Origin of the sequence: Desulfosporosinus acididurans (genome assembly GCF_001029285.1) — a bacterium.
Lineage (GTDB): Bacteria > Bacillota > Desulfitobacteriia > Desulfitobacteriales > Desulfitobacteriaceae > Desulfosporosinus > Desulfosporosinus acididurans.
In genome coordinates, this window is sequence record NZ_LDZY01000002.1 from 288,210 (window position 1) to 304,140 (window position 15,931).

Genomic DNA, 15,931 nt, shown 5'->3' on the forward strand with positions numbered 1-15,931 from the left:
TGAATGTCCAGAATTGGTAAGCGTCCCATTGGAATCCCCAATGGCGTCGACATCAAAATAGAGGATAACTTGGTCACTGTAAAGGGTCCTAAAGGCACCCTGAGCAGACAAATTCATTCGTTAATGACGGTCACAGTAGAAAATTCACAGGTCACTGTCACTCGAGCCGATGATGAACCTTTGAGCCGATCCTTACATGGGTTGTCTCGCACTTTGATTGCCAATATGGTAGAAGGTGTGACAAACGGGTTCACTAAAGGACTTGATATGGTTGGTGTTGGCTACCGTGCAGCCAAGCAAGGCAACAAGCTTGTTTTAACGGTCGGTAAATCCCACCCTGTTGAATTAGTACCTTTTGAAGGTATTGATTTCGAAGTTCCAGCTCCCAATAAGATCCTGATTAAAGGAATGGATAAGGAGCTTGTCGGCGCGTTTGCGGCTGTTGTCCGCTCAGAACGACTGCCTGAGCCCTATAAAGGCAAAGGAATTAAGTATGAAACTGAAGTTGTTCGTCGTAAAGTTGGTAAGACCGGCGGTAAAAAGGGCGGCGCTAAGAAATAATCCAAAATAGCAAGGGCCAAATCTCTTGCAGTTCTGAAAGGAGTGTATACCCTTTGATTAAGCGCATTGATCGAAAGGCTCTTCGCATTAAAAAGCATAAGAGTATCCGCAAAACTATAACCGGCGTCGCAGATCGTCCGCGGTTGGCTGTATTTCGGAGTTTGAATCATATCTATGCACAAGTGATCAATGATGAGCTTGGCGTGACAATGACAGCTGCTTCTTCTCTTGATCCGGAATTTAAAGCAGCTAACTTGTCTGGCGGAAATAATGCCGGAGCTCAAAAAGTCGGCGAATTGATTGCCAAAAAGGCTCTCGAAAAAGGGATTACGCAGGTTGTTTTCGATCGTGGAGGAAATCTCTATCATGGTCGAATCGCTGCGTTAGCAGAATCAGCACGTGAAGCTGGGCTCAGCTTTTAAGCTAGAGTAAAGGAGGGAAAAATCAAATTGGCTAAATTCGAAGCAAACAAGTCGGAGTTGAATGAAAGGGTTGTTCATATAGCTCGAGTTGCTAAAGTAGTAAAGGGCGGACGCCGTTTTAGTTTCAGTGCCCTCGTTGTTGTCGGCGATGGTCATGGACGTGTAGGAGCTGGATTAGGCAAAGCTGGCGAAGTTCCTGAGGCTATCCGCAAGGGAGTCGAAGATGCGAAGAAGAACCTTCTTTCCATCCCTATGCATGGATCGACCATTACGCATCCTATTTTAGGAATATTTGGCGCAGGACAAGTTTTGTTAAAGCCAGCTTCCAAAGGAACTGGTGTTATTGCTGGAGGCGCAGTTCGTGCGGTTCTTGAAGCTGCAGGCGTGCATGATATCTTAGCAAAGTCTTTGGGTTCGGCAAACGCGCATAATATGGTCAATGCGACAATGGCTGCGTTAAAATCTCTTAAGCGTCCAGATGAGATTGCCAAACTCCGAGGTAAAAACGTAGAAGAAATTCTAGGTTAAGGAGGGTTGGTCATGAAAATTAAAGTGACGCTGACGAAGAGTCCGATTGGTTATTCAAAGGCGCAGCATAAAGTTTTGCAAGCACTTGGACTGGGGAAAGTTGGCTCAAGTGCTGTTCATGAAGACTCCCCAAGCATTTTAGGGATGATTCATAAATGTATGCATTTAGTAACAGTCGAACAAGTTCAATAGAAGGAGGTGTGGTCGAGTATGAAACTGCATGATCTTAAACCTGCTGAAGGATCGACTCATGCCCCGAAACGTCTTGGGCGTGGAATTGGATCAGGTAACGGCAAAACGGCCGGCAAAGGGCATAAAGGACAAAATGCCCGTGCAGGCGGAGGTGTCCGTCCCGGTTTTGAAGGCGGACAAAATCCACTTTATCGCAGAATGCCGAAACGTGGCTTTAAAAATATTTTCAGAAAAGAAATTGTTGCTCTGAATGTTCGTGATTTAGAACGTTTTGAAAACGGAACGGTAATCACCCTTGAGATCCTCTTGGAGAGCGGTCTCATTAAGGCTGTTAAAGATGGTGTCAAGATTTTAGCAACGGGGGAATTAACCAAAGCTCTGACCGTCAAGATTGACAAAGTCAGCCCTGCCGCGGCGGAAAAGATAGTTGCAGCTGGTGGCAAAGTAGAGGTGGAGTAGAATGATTTTCGATTCCCTGAAGAATGCGTGGAATGTAGCGGATCTCAGGAAGAAAATCGGTTTCACTCTTCTCATGTTCCTGATCTTCCGTATCGGAGCACATATACCCATCCCGTTTGTTAATCATGAAGTTTTAAAGAATATGCTTGGAACTGGGGGCATGTTCGATTTTATGGACACGCTCTCAGGAGGTTCCTTTAAACGACTCACAGTATTTGCCTTAAGCATTACTCCTTATGTTACAGCTTCTATCATTATTCAGCTGCTGACGATTGTGATCCCATCTTTAGAAAGACTCTCTAAAGAAGGCGAATATGGTCACAAAAAGATTACCCAGTATACACGATATGGGACAGTTGCTTTGGGTTTTATTCAGGCCTTCGGTCTCACCTTTGGGATCCGCAGCGCCTTGATGGTTCCCAACTCCCCATGGAAGTGGGCTGTTTATTTTTTAGTGGCTCTCGTCTTAACTGCTGGAACAGCGTTTTTAATGTGGCTTGGTGAAGCGATAACAGAGAACGGTGTTGGAAATGGTATCTCGCTGATTATTTTTGCAGGTATTGTTTCGCGTGTACCTGATGCTTTAAAATACTTGTATAGTTTGTTTACGGTTCATGAGATCAACGTCTTTTCACTTCTTGGACTGGCAGTCATTGTGGTATTTATTATCGCAGGAGTTGTCTATGTTCAGGAAGGAACTCGACGGGTGTCGGTTCAGTATGCGAAACGAGTTGTTGGTCGACGGGTGTATGGAGGACAAAGCAGTCACATTCCCTTGAAGGTTAATCAAGCCGGTGTTATTCCGGTCATCTTCGCGATTTCTTTGCTCGCGTTTCCGCAGACAATTGCAACATGGATGCCAACTTCTGGATTTGCGAGATTTGTCAACACTTGGTTCAGCATGAATGGGTCGGTTCAGTCCATCCCCTATTTGCTGGTCTACGCGGTGCTCATAATATTCTTTACTTACTTCTATACGGCTGTTACGTTTAATCCAGTGGATGTAGCGGACAATTTGAAGAAGTATGGAGGATTTATCCCTGGCCTTCGTCCTGGGCGTCCTACGGCTGAATATCTATCCAAGATTCTAAGCCGGATTACGCTGGCAGGCGGCATATTCCTTGCATTGATAGCAATTCTACCGACAATAGTCATGGGACTGACAGGTCTAAAAAACATCTATTTTGGTGGTACTTCCCTTTTGATCGTAGTTGGGGTTGCGCTTGAAACGATGAAACAGATCGAATCCCAGCTTATGTCAAGGCATTATCAAGGGTTTATGAAGTAAAGGAGGAATAGAGATGAAAATTATATTAATGGGCGGTCCAGGAGCAGGTAAAGGTACTCAAGCAGGTCCACTGGTGGAAAAATATCATTTTCCTCATATCTCCACAGGTGATATGTTCCGTGCAGCAATTAAAGAGGGAACAGCTTTAGGATTAAAAGCGAAGTCATATATGGATGCCGGCGGATTGGTTCCAGATGAAGTTACCATTGGAATTGTTGCAGAGCGATTAGCACAACCGGATTGTGCTGAAGGGTTCCTTCTTGATGGGTTCCCGCGTACACTGGCTCAAGGGAATGCTTTAAATGAGATCTTGGATCGTCTTGGCATGAAGCTTGATGGCGTCATTAATATTGAAGTAGCCGAGGATGTCTTAATTCCGCGTCTAACCGGACGCCGCGTCTGCCGTAAATGTGGAGCTTCATATCATATGGTTTTCAATCCTCCCCAACAGGAAGGTGTCTGTGGCCAGTGCGGAGGAGAGCTTTATCAACGCTCCGACGATACTGTGGAAACTGCCAAGAATCGCTTAAACGTTTATAATCAACAGACAGAACCCTTGATCAATTTCTATCAACAACAAGGTCTGCTGAAACGAATCAATGGTGATCAGCCAATCGATAAGGTCTTTGCGGATATTCTCAAGGCCTTGGGCTAATTAACCATGATTGAGCTTAAAAATGCCAGCCAGTTTAAGCGGATGCGTAAAGCAGGGAAAATTGTGGCCGATGCTCTCGCATTAATGCGTGAGGTCGCAAGGCCTGGGATTACGACTCTTGAATTGGATCGCAGGGCAGAGGAATATATTCGTGCTCAAGGTGCAATCCCTGCATTTAAAGGTTACAATGGATTTCCGGCGACACTCTGTACATCGGTTAATGAACAGGTTGTTCATGGAATCCCAAGTTTAAGGAGTTTAGAATCTGGAGATATTATCAGTATTGATTGTGGAGCGGTCATTGATGGATATTTCGGAGATGCTGCTCTAACTCTGCCAATCGGCGATGTTGATGAAAATCTCATAAAACTCTTAAAGGTAACTGAAGAATCACTAATGTTCGGTATTGCTCAGGCGAAAGTTGGAAATCGACTTTATGATATATCACATGCAGTTCAAAAGCATGTAGAAGACAATGGCTTTTCGATTGTACGTGATTATGTCGGGCACGGAATTGGCCGAGCCATGCACGAGGATCCGCAGATCCCTAATTTTGGCAAGCCTGGCCGGGGGCCACGACTCGAGGTTGGTATGGCCTTGGCTATTGAGCCCATGGTAAACATGGGGACGTATGAAGTGCTGACGCTGAAGGATCACTGGACTGTGGTCACGAAGGATAAGAAGCCGTCGGCTCATTTCGAGCACACAGTCGCAATTACGGAAAATGGCTTGGAAATTCTGACTCGAAGTTAGGTCTATACCGTAGGATTGTCAGAGGAGGGGAATTTAAGTATGTCTAAAGAAGACGTTATTGAAGTAGAAGGTAAAGTATTAGAGCCATTGCCAAACGCGATGTTTTCCGTTGAATTGCCTAACGGACACAAAGTACTGGCCCATGTCTCTGGTAAAATACGCATGAATTTTATTAGGATTCTTCCCGGCGATCGGGTGACGGTGGAACTTTCTCCCTACGACCTGTCACGGGGCAGAATCACTTATAGGTTTAAGTAAGTCAAGGGAGGGATTACGGTGAAAGTAAAGCCTTCTGTTAAAACCATCTGCGAAAAATGTAAAATCATTCGCAGACATGGTAAGATCATGGTCATTTGCGAAAACCCGAAGCACAAACAACGCCAAGGGTAAATAGTTTCGGTTGCGCGGCTGATTGGAGATTTTCTCTAATGCACCGATTTTTATATGGTAAGAGCTGAAAACATTGGAGGTGTAAATTTTAGATGGCACGTATCGCTGGGGTTGATTTACCGCGCGAGAAACGTATAGAAGTTGCCTTGACCTATATTTATGGCATTGGGCTTCCGACTTCACATAAGATTCTCGCCAAAACAGGTGTGAGTCCAGATGTCCGAGTGCGTGACTTGTCAGAAGACGAAGTCGGCAAGCTTCGGGAAGTTATTGATAAAGAGTTCAAAATTGAAGGCGATTTGCGTCGCGAAGTTTCCCTCAATATCAAGCGTCTGATGGAAATTGGTTGCTATCGTGGTTTGCGTCATCGTCGGGGACTTCCCGTGAGAGGACAACGCACGAAAACCAATGCTCGTACTCGTAAGGGTCCGGCTAAGACTGTCGGAGCAAAACGTAAGAAGTAATAAGGAGGGATAACCGAGATGGCACGTAAAGTTGTCCGGACAAAGCGCCGGGAACGTAAGAATATTGAGAGTGGAATTGCCCATATCAAGTCCACCTTCAACAACACCATGGTGACCATTACGGATACCAGCGGGAACGCACTCTCCTGGTCAAGTGCAGGTTCCTTAGGGTTTAAAGGTTCACGTAAGAGCACACCATTTGCAGCACAAATGGCTGCAGAGACTTGTGCAAAGGTTGCAATGGAACATGGTTTGAAAGATGTTGAATGTTATGTAAAAGGTCCTGGAGCAGGACGTGAAGCTGCCATTCGTGCGCTGCAAGCTGCAGGCCTAGAAGTTAACTTAATTAAAGATGTGACACCGATTCCACATAATGGTTGTCGGCCACCAAAACGCAGAAGGGTATAGGAGGTGTGTAATCATGGCTAGATATACTGGACCAGTTTGTCGCTTATGTCGGCGTGAAGGTATGAAGTTATTCCTTAAAGGAGAACGTTGCTATACTGGAAAATGTGCTATTGACCGTCGTGCTTACGCCCCCGGACAGCACGGTCAGGCTCGTGGCAAGAAACCTACTGAGTATGGTCTTCAGTTGCGTGAAAAACAAAAAGCCCGTCGTTTATATGGTGTCATGGAAAAACAATTCCAACACTATTTTGATGAGGCAGCTCGCCGCAAAGGAGTTACCGGTGAGAACTTATTAGTCTTGTTAGAACGACGCATGGATAATGTCGTATTCCACTTAGGTTTTGCTTCATCCCGTCCGGAAGCACGTCAACTCGTCAGTCATGGTCACTTTACCGTAAATGGCAAACGAGTCGATATACCTTCCTATTCAGTACGTGTTGGTGAAGTTATTGCTGTTAAAGAAGGCAGTAAGAGCTCACCCAGAATGAAAGAACTTCTGGAAAACTTAGGCACACGTTCTGTTCCGGGATGGTTAAGCTTGGATGCAAATGCAGCTGCAGGAACCGTTGTTGCGCTTCCTACTCGTGAAGATATTCAACTTCCAATTCAAGAACACCTCATCGTGGAGAAATACTCCCGTTAATGTTGACGTTCTGCCCTTTTGGGTCGGATGGATTGTATATCAAGTTCTCGAGAAAGAAGGTGCATTCCGATGTTAGAAATCGAGAAGCCCAGAATCGAGTGTGTCGAGCGTTCTGAAGATGACTCCTATGCAAAATTTGTAGTTGAGCCTTTGGAAAGGGGTTACGGGATCACCTTAGGAAACTCACTAAGACGGATCCTGTTATCCTCTCTTGAAGGGTCAGCGGTTACTTCAGTCAAAATTGAAGGGGTACTCCATGAGTTTTCCACGATTCCGGGTGTCTTAGAAGATGTTACTGACATCATTCTTAATTTAAAGTCCTTAGCCTTAAAAGGCTATACAGACGAACCCAGAGTCATTCGTTTAGAATCCCAGCATGAAGGGATTGTGACGGCGGGGGATATCATAACAGACCCAGATATTGAGATTCTAAACCGTGACTTAAAAATTGCTACTTTAGATCATGATGGCCGATTATTTATGGAAATGACGGTAGAACGCGGACGTGGTTACGTTTCTGCTGACAGAAATAAAAAGCCTGATCAAGTTATAGGAGTTATTCCTATTGACTCAATCTTTGCTCCTATTTACAAGGTTAACTATACCGTAGAGGACACTCGGGTAGGGCAAACTACGGATTACGACAAGTTAACCCTTGAAGTATGGTCTAATGGCAGTATTTCTCCAGAAGAGGCTACAAGTTCGGCAGCAAAAATTTTGAGCGATCATCTGCGCCTCTTTATGGGACTTACAGATAAACTTAATAATGTTGAAATCATGGTAGAAAAAGAAGAAGAAGCCAAAGATAAAATCCTCGAGATGACGATTGAGGAATTGGATCTATCTGTCCGTTCTTACAATTGCCTGAAACGTGCAGGAATTAACTCCGTTGAAGAGTTGACTCAAAAAACGGAGGAAGACATGATAAAAGTACGTAACCTTGGTCGTAAGTCTTTAGAAGAAGTGGAATTCAAGCTTAAAGACTTAGGTTTATCGTTCCGCCCGTCTGAGGACTAATTCGGTGCAAAAGGAGGGAATGTAATGGCTTACCGCAAGTTGGGAAGAAACTCAGGTCATCGCGGAGCAATGTTGCGCAACATTGTCACTTCCCTATTACGACACGAACGTATTGAAACGACCGAAGCACGCGCCAAGGAACTTAGTTCAATTGCTGAAAAGATGATTACGCTTGGAAAGCAAGGCGATCTGGCAGCACGTCGCTTAACGATGTCTTATCTAATGGATGAGGATGTTGTTAAAAAATTATTTGATACCATTGCGCCAAAGTATGCTGACCGTCAGGGAGGCTATACTCGTATTATGAAACTCGGCATGCGCCGGGGAGATGCTGCGTCATTGGTTATCGTTGAACTCGTCTAGAAGCGAGTTGCTAAAGGCCGGGTTGCTTACAAGTTAAGCGCCCGGCCTTTGCTAACTTTAGGGAGTGGTTTCTTGAACTCAGCGAAGGTTCTCGAACTTCAAAACCTTTATTATGGTGACATCCTCAAAGGAGTCACTATGAACTGGCGAAAGGGAGAAATCCTTGCCCTGATGGGGTTGAACGGTGCAGGTAAGTCGACCTTGGCTCGTTTGCTTGCTGGTCTAATTGCACCCAATAAAGGTGAGATCCGCTTGCAGGAAAATGGCAGAATTCTTCCTTGGGAGGCCGTTGAGCGATGGCGTGAAATAGGCTTTATAGGCCAACATCCAAGGCGGCAGACCATTGGGGCAACGGTTGCTGAAGAGTTGGGTTTCGGGCTAATTAACCTTGGCATGGATCAAAAGACTGTACGTTACCATGTGTCACAATTGACAAGGGAGATTGGTTTGCAGGGTAAAGAGAATCAGTCTCCCGCAACGCTATCCGGCGGGCAACGCCAAAGACTTGTCACAGCTGCGATTTTGGCTCTTCAACCATCTTTCTTAATCTTGGATGAGGCGCTGAGCATGCTTGATGCCAAGGCTCAAGATAGTATATTAGAGCTCCTAAGAAAAGCACGGATTACGACAGGACAGCTATGGATTACACATGATTCGGAACTGGCACGACAGGCAGACAGATTGTTAGTTCTTCACGATGGATTTCTTGTCGATTGGGGCAATCCCAGAGATGCTTTTGAGGCCCATTATGCGGAACTCTCAATTTTTGAAGCGACGCAGCAAAGTCACGAATTTTCAGAGTTGAAAGCAGGACCAAGGAAAGAGGATCAACGTCGGATTTTAGTATGGGAAGAGGCAGACTTCAATTCACGTTTGAAGATTAATAAGTCCATAAAACCCGGTGAATTTTTGGCAATCGTGGGACCTTCGGGAGCTGGTAAAACAACAATTTTAGAAAGCGTTTATGGCTTTACCCTGGCGGCCAAAGGGCAATTATTGGTTAACGGGGAAGTAATGAACAAGCATAATAGCGGCGATTTGCGGCGAAAAATGGGCTTCGTCCTGCAAGAGGCGGGAGAATATCTAATCGGCCGCAGTGTATCCGAGGAAATATTCTACCATCAGCAGAGGACTGTCGCTAAATCTCCCAGCGCAGAGCAGGAATTGTATTTGAACCGCTATGGAATCCCTGCTCATCTGGCAAGGGTTGCTCCTGAAAGGCTGAGCGGCGGCGAGCGACAAAAAGTAGCTTTGGCAGCTGCCATGAAGACCTTACCGGAGATTTTATTGCTGGATGAACCATTGCTCGGCCTGGATGCGAAGAGCAGGGAAAGTATACAGAGGTTAATTTTCTCCCTCCGGGAAATTACAATTCTATTCGTAACCCATGATCTTAGAGACGTGTTGGGGGCAGCTGACCGGATTTGGCTTGTCGAAAACGGCGAAATCGTGCTTGATTGCCTCGTCGAGGAGTGGGGCAACTACAGGGACGAATTCATCCGCTCTGGAGTGCACTGTTAGGAGGGGGACGATGGATTCTCAGGAACTTTATTGGTTCAGCGATAGTGTTCTTCACCGGCTGGACCCAAGGTTAAAGGTGGGCGGATTGGCGATTTTGTCACTCCTCCTGACGTTGACTCGTTGGCAGGGATTAGTTCTAACGTCATTGGCACTTATGGGGCTGGTGATCATAAGCCACACTCCTTTGAGGTTATTTCGGGGGATGACGTTTGTTCTCCTATGGTTAGGGATATTTTATGGTGTCGCTGCAGGGTGGGTCTGGAGTCAATCAGCTTCTTTTTGGCAAGGGCACTGGTCGCAGGCAGGTTTATTGCAGGCGGTTTTCATGCTCTGGCGTATAACCCTAATTTTTGGTTTGACCAGGCTCTTTGCGGCAGTAACCCTGCCTATGGAACAAGGTCTGGGAATTGTCTATTTTTTCGCGCCCCTGACCAGTCTTTCAACTAAAGCAGCAGAATTTGCTCTTTTACTGACTCTGACTTTGCGTTTTATTCCGCTTCTGGGTGAAGAAGCAGCATTAATCTGGAAGGCGAGAATGATAAAGGGAAATTGGCCAACCACATGGCTGCGGCGTTCATGGGAGATATGCCAGCTTATTGTTCCCTTAATTCTTATCAGTTTAAAGCGAGCAGAAGAACTTGGAGAAACTATGTTAGCCCGCGGATATGGTTCAGGCAGCTTTAGAACGTTCTTAATTCATGAAAGAACCGCAATGGACTGGTGGGGCGGAATTGCTGTTGGATTATGGGGAGTGCTGCTGTTAATCTGGCACTAAAACGGGACTTCGTGGAGGTTGGTGGCATACGATGCGAAACATACGGCTCAAGGTAGCCTATGACGGTACAAATTATCATGGCTTTCAGCGCCAGATCAAAACAGCAGGTCCTACGATCCAAGGAACCTTAGAAGACGTATGGCAGCGACTGGTGGATGAAAAGGTGACTCTAGCTATGGCGGGACGGACCGATGCAGGTGTTCATGCTTCCGGCCAGATTGTTAATTTTGAAACAGAGGCAAGAATACCGGAAGATAAAATTTCTAAGGCTTTTAATAGTTTGCTTCCTAAGGATATACGCATTCTTCTGGCAGAGAATGTCCCCTTCGATTTTAATGCGCGCTGGTCTGCAGTGTGGAAGCGCTATGATTACCAGATCGATAATCGGCGAATACCGGATGTCTTTAAACGGTTATATACCTGGCATATTCCTGTACCTCTTAATATTTCGAACATGCAAGCTGCTGCAAACTTCCTGGAAGGAAGGCACAATTTTAAAACGTTCGCCGCCGCCGGAGGCGACAGTAAAACCTTTGAACGAACGCTTTATCGCTGTCAAGTACGGTTTGATCAGGATTTGATCCGTGTAACTTGTGTGGGTGACGGATTCTTATACCATATGGTACGGATCATTGTTGGTACACTCGTTGATGTTGGAAGAGGGCGAATTAGTCCAGAAGAGATACCGGATATTATTAAGAGTCAAGAGCGGAGACGTGCCCGCCTGATTGCTTCTGCCCATGGTTTGTTTCTAACGCATGTGAATTACACCGAGGAAAGTCCTTTTGAAGTATTTCCCGATCTTAATTCTAAGTAAAATTATAGGTATTTAGGTATTAATACTCTTTTGTTAGCATGAATCGTGTAACAGAGTCTGAAAGGCGAAAAATCGTCTTTCAAATTGAAGTTGATAAGGAATTGACTTGACAAGGAAAGAAAATCTAAATAAAATAGCATTATGAGTTTTTATGTCATGGCTGTGATTGAGCCCCATAACCTTGACATATCACGAGCATGATTGAGCCCCATGAGCGTGAAACAAAACGGAAACTGATAATTTTTGGAGGGAAAGTCATGACTACGTTTTTTGCGAAGGCGCAGGACCAAGAGCGCAAATGGTATATCATTGACGCTGCAGGTATCCCTTTGGGCCGTGTTGCAACAGAAGCAGCACGTATCCTAAGAGGTAAACATAAACCAACTTTTACCCCGAATGTCGATACAGGGGATCACGTTATTATTATTAATGCAGAAAAGTTGATACTCACGGGTAATAAATTAAATGCTAAACTTTATCGTCGTCACTCCGGCTTTCCTGGTGGATTGAAAGAGATCCCCTACAAGAAGCTGATGAAAACCATGCCTGAACGTGCGATGGAACATGCTGTTAAGGGAATGCTTCCTCATAACAGGTTGGGCGCTCAAATGTACACTAAGTTAAAAGTGTACAAGGGAGAATCACACCCTCATCAAGCTCAACAACCTGAAGTTTGGACAATACAGTAGGTTTAGGAAGGAGGAAGAATAACTATGGCAACTCAATTACAATATGCGGCAACAGGCCGCCGCAAGAACGCTATTGCTCGCGTTCGTCTTATTCCCGGTGAAGGGAAATTTACGATTAATAAACGCGAATTATCCGAATACTTCGGTAAGAAGACTTTAGAAATGATTGTTCAGCAGCCATTTAATATAACGGATACTCTCGCAAAATATGATGTTATTGCTCTTGCTCACGGAGGCGGAACCACCGGTCAAGCCGGTGCAATTCGTCTCGGAATAGCTCGTGCTTTATTGAAGGCTGATGCAAGTCTTCGTCCAAGCTTGAAACGCGCCGGTTTCCTGACTCGTGACCCACGAATGAAGGAACGTCGTAAATACGGCTTGAAGAAAGCCCGTAAGGCTCCACAATTCTCTAAACGTTAATTATCAGAACCCCTCAGGCCTTCTTGGTTTGGGGGGTTTGCCTTTTTACTCTAAAGTGATCTGCTCAACGCATATTTTCCTCCCTCTCCCCATATTGTAGTGACGGAATAGATGGGGAGGGTGAGGAAAATGAAAACAATCCGGGTAGTTGCTTTTAAACCTCGAAAAGCGTTAATCATAGGCAGTATTCTAATGGTGTGTCTAATTCTTGCCGCAGCTTGGAAATTAGAAGGCACAAACCAAAAAATATGGAGCTGGACGCTTGGTCATCGAGTGGTTGTTATTGACGCAGGTCATGGTGGAGTTGATCCCGGAGCTGTAGGAAAAAACAAAGTCTTAGAAAAAAATATTACTTTAGCGGTAGCGAAACGTCTGCAAGCTCATATTCAGCAAAGCGGCGCAAAAACAATTATGGTTCGTGAAGAGGATAAAGATTTAGGAACATCCCAAGGACTTTTAAAACGGAAACGAGAAGATTTGGCTCAACGAATTCAATTGGCAATGGAAGCTCAAGCCGAGGTGTTTATAAGCATTCATGCTAATAGTTTTCCCAATGAAAAATTGACTGGAGCTCAAACGTTTTATAATGCAGATTCAGCGGAAGGAAAATTATTAGCGCAAGCTATTCAAGAAAAATTGAATCTAATGACGAAGGGCAAACGGCTTATTAAAGCTAATAAAGATATCTATATCCTTAAAAAAGCTCATCAGGCAGCCGTCACCGTTGAAGTCGGTTTCTTGTCGAACCCTGCTGAAGAGCAATTATTAACAACTCCGGAGTATCAGGAGACTTTGGCTGTCGCGATATATCAAGGTTTAAACGAGTATTTTAGTAAACAAACTGCAAATCAGAATTAATCAAGAATCAATAAGGAAGTCGAAGATGAATCAGAATATTCGTTGCGTTGAAAAAGGATTGTAGGTAAAATAGGATTAGAAACGAGAATGTGGTGTTCTTGAAGCAATATGTATGAAGCAGCCCTAAAGAATTAGAGGAGATATGAGGAAACTAAAAATAAGCGGAGAGATGGGATGTGCATGGATGCCATTAAGGCTTTTTATCGAGATCAGGCACAGCATCTGCACAAAGACGTGTGGGAAATTGCTCGTCAGATCGGTGAGCACCCGGAACTCGGATATAAAGAATACTTTGCTTCTGAGGTGTTAAGTAATTTTCTTAAAAAACATAAGTTCGAGGTGAAGAGAGGAGTTGCGGGAGTAGAAACTGCTTTTTTAGCTTGTTTTAAAAGCAATATTCCCGGACCTAAGATTGCCTTTCTGGCTGAGTATGACGCTTTGCCCGGGGTTGGCCATGGCTGTGGACATAATTTGATTGGTGCTGCCAGTGCCGGAGCGGCTGTAATCTTAAGCAAGAGTTTGGAAGTCCCCGGGGAAATTATTGTGGTTGGCAGTCCAGCTGAAGAAACCAGCGGAGCTAAAGTGACGCTGGTCGAAGAAGGAATTTTTAATGGTGTCGATGCTGCAATAATGTTTCATCCCGGAAGCCAAAATGTCCCTGTAATTTTCAGCTTGGCTTTGGATGCCTTGGAGTTTACCTTTCATGGCAGGGCTGCTCATGCGGTTGCGGCCTCTAATTTTGGCATAAATGCCCTCGATGCAGTTATCAATTTCTTTGTAGGGATAAATTCTCTCAAAAAGCAAATCTCCCAAGACATGAAAATTAATGGAGTCATTACTGAAGGAGGAACGGTCCCGAACATTATTCCGGATCGCGCCGTTGCTCGTTTTTACCTCCGGGCGCGGAAGCGAAAAGAACTTGATGAATTGCGGGAGCAGGTCATTCGCTGTGCCGAAGGGGCAGCAGCGATGGTTTCTGCCAAAATGACTTGGCAAAAATTCGAATTTTCTTACGATGAAATGCTCACAAATTTGACTTTGGCAGATTGTTTTACGAAAAATCTGCGCGAGTTAGGGATTCGTCATATTGCCTCTCCTCAGACGGCAATGGGTTCAGTGGATATGGGTAATGTCAGTCGGGCAGTTCCGGCAATACACCCCTATTTAGCCTTGGGCAGCGGGACAGAGATACCACATACTAAGGAATTTGCGAAGGCAGCTCTGTCTTCGGAAGGGGAAAAGCTTGTTATGCTGGCAATGCAAATTCTTGCTTTTACAGGATCAGATGTCCTGAGGGACAAAAAACTGCTGCAGCAAATTAAGAAAGAGTTTCGAGCCAAAACTTGAACTTGTTGGCACTCTCATTGAATCCCCACTTACAAGAAGTGGGGGTCTTAAAAATTGGCTAAAGGCGTTCTCACTCCACTATACTAGTGAAGCGAGAACGCCTTTGGCTATTTGCACTCGCTTCTGCGGGAGGATATACAGGTCATTTGGCACCTGAAGAATAATGAATCATAAATGGGGATAAATTGTCATAAACTAAGGCAAGTTAACTTTGATCAACGATTAAGAGAGAAAAGAGGCTGGTTAAGACAGGCTCTTTTTTAATGGAAGGCATTGAATTATTATACGAGCGAATGTATAATTATGAAAACGAAACAAGAGTGGAGGAAATGACAATGAGAGTTGGTGTACTAGGGGCCACGGGGTATGCAGGACAAGAATTAGTACGGCTCTTGCGTCGCCATGAAGAAGTTGCTGAGCTTGTTCTTTCATCGTCCAGTGTGGCAGGCCAAGGGTATGAGGAGGTTTATCCACACTGGAACGGTCAAAATATTGGTATTTTACAAGATGAAGATGTTCCCGATCTTGATGTTTTATTCTGTGCTCTTCCTCATGGCTTGACAGCCTCCAGAGCAAGAGGATTTCTTGATCGTAAGATAAAAGTTATTGACTTAGGAGCCGACTTTCGCCTGAATTCAGCCCAAGTATATGAGGAATGGTACAAGTTAAAGCATCCTGACGTCGATTTGCTTGGTCAGGCGGTATATGGTTTACCGGAGTTATACCGCGAGAAAATTAAAGGCCAATCTTTAATTGCCAATCCAGGCTGTTATCCAACTGCGACCTTATTGGCTCTTGTCCCCCTGCTGAAAGAGCAGCTGCTTCAGACGGAAATGTTGGTCATCGATGCTAAATCGGGTGTTTCGGGAGCAGGCCGAGGGGTTTCTTTAGGCAATCATTTTTCAGAGGTTAATGAAAATTTTAAAGCCTATGGAGTCGCCAGCCATCGCCATACTCCTGAAATAGAGCAAGAACTATCGCGGGCGGCCGGTCAGCCATTAACGGTAAGTTTCACGCCTCATCTGGTGCCCATGACACGGGGAATGTTAATCACCATCTATGCCAAGGTTAAAGAGGGAATTAATGAGGCTGACTTGAGAAACTGTTGGTTAAAACACTATGCGAGCGAACAGTTTGTCCACCTTTTGCCGCAGGGAACGTGGCCTCAGACGAAATTTTCCAGCGGCAGCAATCATGCCTTTTTGCAATTAACTGTAGATCGGAGAACCGGTAATGCCGTTATAGTATCTACGATCGATAATTTGATGAAAGGTGCTGCAGGGCAGGCAGTGCAGAATATGAATCTGGTCGTGGGATGGCCGGAAGAATTGGGATTGAGTGGGACAGCGCTCTGGCCCTGA

The 15,931-nt window shown here is 45.0% G+C and carries 23 protein-coding genes; all 23 read left to right on the top strand.

Translation table 11 applies throughout. The features are described from left to right. Positions 1-3: 3 nt before the first annotated feature. Entirely contained in the window at positions 4-561 is a 558-nt protein-coding gene (rplF, locus tag DEAC_RS03470) for a 50S ribosomal protein L6 (RefSeq protein ID WP_047808640.1), read from the top strand. 53 nt (positions 562-614) lie between these two features. Further along, a complete protein-coding gene (gene rplR, locus DEAC_RS03475; RefSeq protein WP_047808641.1) occupies positions 615-983 on the top strand; it encodes a 50S ribosomal protein L18 in 369 nt (122 codons plus the stop codon). 27 nt (positions 984-1,010) lie between these two features. After that, positions 1,011-1,511, top strand: coding sequence for a 30S ribosomal protein S5 (gene rpsE, locus DEAC_RS03480; protein ID WP_047808642.1), 501 nt, complete (start codon positions 1,011-1,013; stop codon positions 1,509-1,511). Positions 1,512-1,523: 12 nt separating this feature from the next. Beyond that, complete coding sequence (gene rpmD, locus DEAC_RS03485; protein WP_014825587.1) at positions 1,524-1,703, top strand: 50S ribosomal protein L30; 180 nt, start codon at positions 1,524-1,526, stop codon at positions 1,701-1,703. A gap of 18 nt (positions 1,704-1,721) precedes the next feature. Further along, positions 1,722-2,162 carry a 50S ribosomal protein L15 gene (rplO, locus tag DEAC_RS03490; protein WP_047808643.1) on the top strand — a complete coding sequence of 147 codons (441 nt, stop codon included), beginning with the start codon at positions 1,722-1,724 and terminating at the stop codon, positions 2,160-2,162. 1 nt (position 2,163) lies between these two features. Then, positions 2,164-3,450, top strand: a complete 1,287-nt coding sequence (gene secY / locus DEAC_RS03495; protein ID WP_047808644.1) for a preprotein translocase subunit SecY — start codon at positions 2,164-2,166, stop codon at positions 3,448-3,450. Between the two features lie 13 nt (positions 3,451-3,463). Further along, complete coding sequence (locus DEAC_RS03500; RefSeq protein ID WP_047808645.1) at positions 3,464-4,105, top strand: adenylate kinase; 642 nt, start codon at positions 3,464-3,466, stop codon at positions 4,103-4,105. A gap of 6 nt (positions 4,106-4,111) precedes the next feature. Beyond that, positions 4,112-4,858 carry a type I methionyl aminopeptidase gene (gene map, locus DEAC_RS03505; RefSeq protein WP_047808646.1) on the top strand — a complete coding sequence of 249 codons (747 nt, stop codon included), beginning with the start codon at positions 4,112-4,114 and terminating at the stop codon, positions 4,856-4,858. 39 nt (positions 4,859-4,897) lie between these two features. Further along, the gene (gene infA, locus DEAC_RS03510) at positions 4,898-5,116 is read left to right on the top strand and encodes a translation initiation factor IF-1 (protein ID WP_014825592.1); all 219 of its coding nucleotides are present in this window, start codon (positions 4,898-4,900) and stop codon (positions 5,114-5,116) included. A gap of 18 nt (positions 5,117-5,134) precedes the next feature. Continuing rightward, positions 5,135-5,248, top strand: a complete 114-nt coding sequence (gene rpmJ, locus DEAC_RS22555) for a 50S ribosomal protein L36 (protein WP_083995862.1) — start codon at positions 5,135-5,137, stop codon at positions 5,246-5,248. A 92-nt stretch (positions 5,249-5,340) separates the two neighbouring features. Beyond that, on the top strand, positions 5,341-5,712 hold the full coding sequence (gene rpsM / locus DEAC_RS03515) for a 30S ribosomal protein S13 (RefSeq protein WP_047808647.1): 372 nt from the start codon (positions 5,341-5,343) through the stop codon (positions 5,710-5,712). An 18-nt stretch (positions 5,713-5,730) separates the two neighbouring features. Continuing rightward, complete coding sequence (rpsK, locus tag DEAC_RS03520) at positions 5,731-6,120, top strand: 30S ribosomal protein S11 (RefSeq protein WP_007778485.1); 390 nt, start codon at positions 5,731-5,733, stop codon at positions 6,118-6,120. Between the two features lie 13 nt (positions 6,121-6,133). Beyond that, a complete protein-coding gene (gene rpsD, locus DEAC_RS03525; protein WP_047808648.1) occupies positions 6,134-6,763 on the top strand; it encodes a 30S ribosomal protein S4 in 630 nt (209 codons plus the stop codon). A gap of 69 nt (positions 6,764-6,832) precedes the next feature. Further along, positions 6,833-7,780: a DNA-directed RNA polymerase subunit alpha gene (locus DEAC_RS03530; RefSeq protein WP_047808649.1), complete on the top strand. Its 948-nt coding sequence runs from the start codon at positions 6,833-6,835 to the stop codon at positions 7,778-7,780. A 24-nt stretch (positions 7,781-7,804) separates the two neighbouring features. Further along, positions 7,805-8,143 (top strand): 50S ribosomal protein L17, encoded by a 339-nt coding sequence (gene rplQ / locus DEAC_RS03535; RefSeq protein WP_047808650.1) that lies wholly within the window; start codon positions 7,805-7,807, stop codon positions 8,141-8,143. 72 nt (positions 8,144-8,215) lie between these two features. After that, positions 8,216-9,664, top strand: a complete 1,449-nt coding sequence (locus DEAC_RS03540) for an ABC transporter ATP-binding protein (protein ID WP_053006267.1) — start codon at positions 8,216-8,218, stop codon at positions 9,662-9,664. 10 nt (positions 9,665-9,674) lie between these two features. Next, positions 9,675-10,439, top strand: a complete 765-nt coding sequence (locus DEAC_RS03545) for an energy-coupling factor transporter transmembrane component T family protein (RefSeq protein WP_047808651.1) — start codon at positions 9,675-9,677, stop codon at positions 10,437-10,439. Positions 10,440-10,470: 31 nt separating this feature from the next. Beyond that, positions 10,471-11,256 (top strand): tRNA pseudouridine(38-40) synthase TruA, encoded by a 786-nt coding sequence (truA, locus tag DEAC_RS03550; protein WP_047808652.1) that lies wholly within the window; start codon positions 10,471-10,473, stop codon positions 11,254-11,256. Positions 11,257-11,513: 257 nt separating this feature from the next. Continuing rightward, positions 11,514-11,945: a 50S ribosomal protein L13 gene (rplM, locus tag DEAC_RS03555; protein WP_047808653.1), complete on the top strand. Its 432-nt coding sequence runs from the start codon at positions 11,514-11,516 to the stop codon at positions 11,943-11,945. 24 nt (positions 11,946-11,969) lie between these two features. Further along, positions 11,970-12,365, top strand: a complete 396-nt coding sequence (rpsI, locus tag DEAC_RS03560; RefSeq protein WP_047808654.1) for a 30S ribosomal protein S9 — start codon at positions 11,970-11,972, stop codon at positions 12,363-12,365. Between the two features lie 129 nt (positions 12,366-12,494). Next, positions 12,495-13,223 (top strand): N-acetylmuramoyl-L-alanine amidase, encoded by a 729-nt coding sequence (locus DEAC_RS03565; protein WP_047808655.1) that lies wholly within the window; start codon positions 12,495-12,497, stop codon positions 13,221-13,223. Between the two features lie 180 nt (positions 13,224-13,403). Then, positions 13,404-14,570 carry a M20 family metallopeptidase gene (locus DEAC_RS03570; RefSeq protein WP_047808656.1) on the top strand — a complete coding sequence of 389 codons (1,167 nt, stop codon included), beginning with the start codon at positions 13,404-13,406 and terminating at the stop codon, positions 14,568-14,570. 335 nt (positions 14,571-14,905) lie between these two features. After that, the gene (gene argC / locus DEAC_RS03575) at positions 14,906-15,931 is read left to right on the top strand and encodes an N-acetyl-gamma-glutamyl-phosphate reductase (RefSeq protein ID WP_047808751.1); all 1,026 of its coding nucleotides are present in this window, start codon (positions 14,906-14,908) and stop codon (positions 15,929-15,931) included.

What these genes read in the sequence shown, in the direction of transcription:
- rpsD (WP_047808648.1), top strand. Translation starts at nt 6,134, where the DNA reads ATGGCTAGATATACTGGACCAGTTTGTCGCTTATGTCGGCGTGAAGGT.
- rplF (WP_047808640.1), top strand. Translation starts at nt 4, where the DNA reads ATGTCCAGAATTGGTAAGCGTCCCATTGGAATCCCCAATGGCGTCGAC.
- infA (WP_014825592.1), top strand. Translation starts at nt 4,898, where the DNA reads ATGTCTAAAGAAGACGTTATTGAAGTAGAAGGTAAAGTATTAGAGCCA.
- argC (WP_047808751.1), top strand. Translation starts at nt 14,906, where the DNA reads ATGAGAGTTGGTGTACTAGGGGCCACGGGGTATGCAGGACAAGAATTA.
- truA (WP_047808652.1), top strand. Translation starts at nt 10,471, where the DNA reads ATGCGAAACATACGGCTCAAGGTAGCCTATGACGGTACAAATTATCAT.
- DEAC_RS03545 (WP_047808651.1), top strand. Translation starts at nt 9,675, where the DNA reads ATGGATTCTCAGGAACTTTATTGGTTCAGCGATAGTGTTCTTCACCGG.
- DEAC_RS03570 (WP_047808656.1), top strand. Translation starts at nt 13,404, where the DNA reads ATGGATGCCATTAAGGCTTTTTATCGAGATCAGGCACAGCATCTGCAC.
- rplM (WP_047808653.1), top strand. Translation starts at nt 11,514, where the DNA reads ATGACTACGTTTTTTGCGAAGGCGCAGGACCAAGAGCGCAAATGGTAT.
- rpsI (WP_047808654.1), top strand. Translation starts at nt 11,970, where the DNA reads ATGGCAACTCAATTACAATATGCGGCAACAGGCCGCCGCAAGAACGCT.
- secY (WP_047808644.1), top strand. Translation starts at nt 2,164, where the DNA reads ATGATTTTCGATTCCCTGAAGAATGCGTGGAATGTAGCGGATCTCAGG.
- DEAC_RS03530 (WP_047808649.1), top strand. Translation starts at nt 6,833, where the DNA reads ATGTTAGAAATCGAGAAGCCCAGAATCGAGTGTGTCGAGCGTTCTGAA.
- map (WP_047808646.1), top strand. Translation starts at nt 4,112, where the DNA reads ATGATTGAGCTTAAAAATGCCAGCCAGTTTAAGCGGATGCGTAAAGCA.
- rplQ (WP_047808650.1), top strand. Translation starts at nt 7,805, where the DNA reads ATGGCTTACCGCAAGTTGGGAAGAAACTCAGGTCATCGCGGAGCAATG.
- DEAC_RS03565 (WP_047808655.1), top strand. Translation starts at nt 12,495, where the DNA reads ATGAAAACAATCCGGGTAGTTGCTTTTAAACCTCGAAAAGCGTTAATC.
- rplO (WP_047808643.1), top strand. Translation starts at nt 1,722, where the DNA reads ATGAAACTGCATGATCTTAAACCTGCTGAAGGATCGACTCATGCCCCG.
- rpmD (WP_014825587.1), top strand. Translation starts at nt 1,524, where the DNA reads ATGAAAATTAAAGTGACGCTGACGAAGAGTCCGATTGGTTATTCAAAG.
- rpsM (WP_047808647.1), top strand. Translation starts at nt 5,341, where the DNA reads ATGGCACGTATCGCTGGGGTTGATTTACCGCGCGAGAAACGTATAGAA.
- rpsK (WP_007778485.1), top strand. Translation starts at nt 5,731, where the DNA reads ATGGCACGTAAAGTTGTCCGGACAAAGCGCCGGGAACGTAAGAATATT.
- DEAC_RS03500 (WP_047808645.1), top strand. Translation starts at nt 3,464, where the DNA reads ATGAAAATTATATTAATGGGCGGTCCAGGAGCAGGTAAAGGTACTCAA.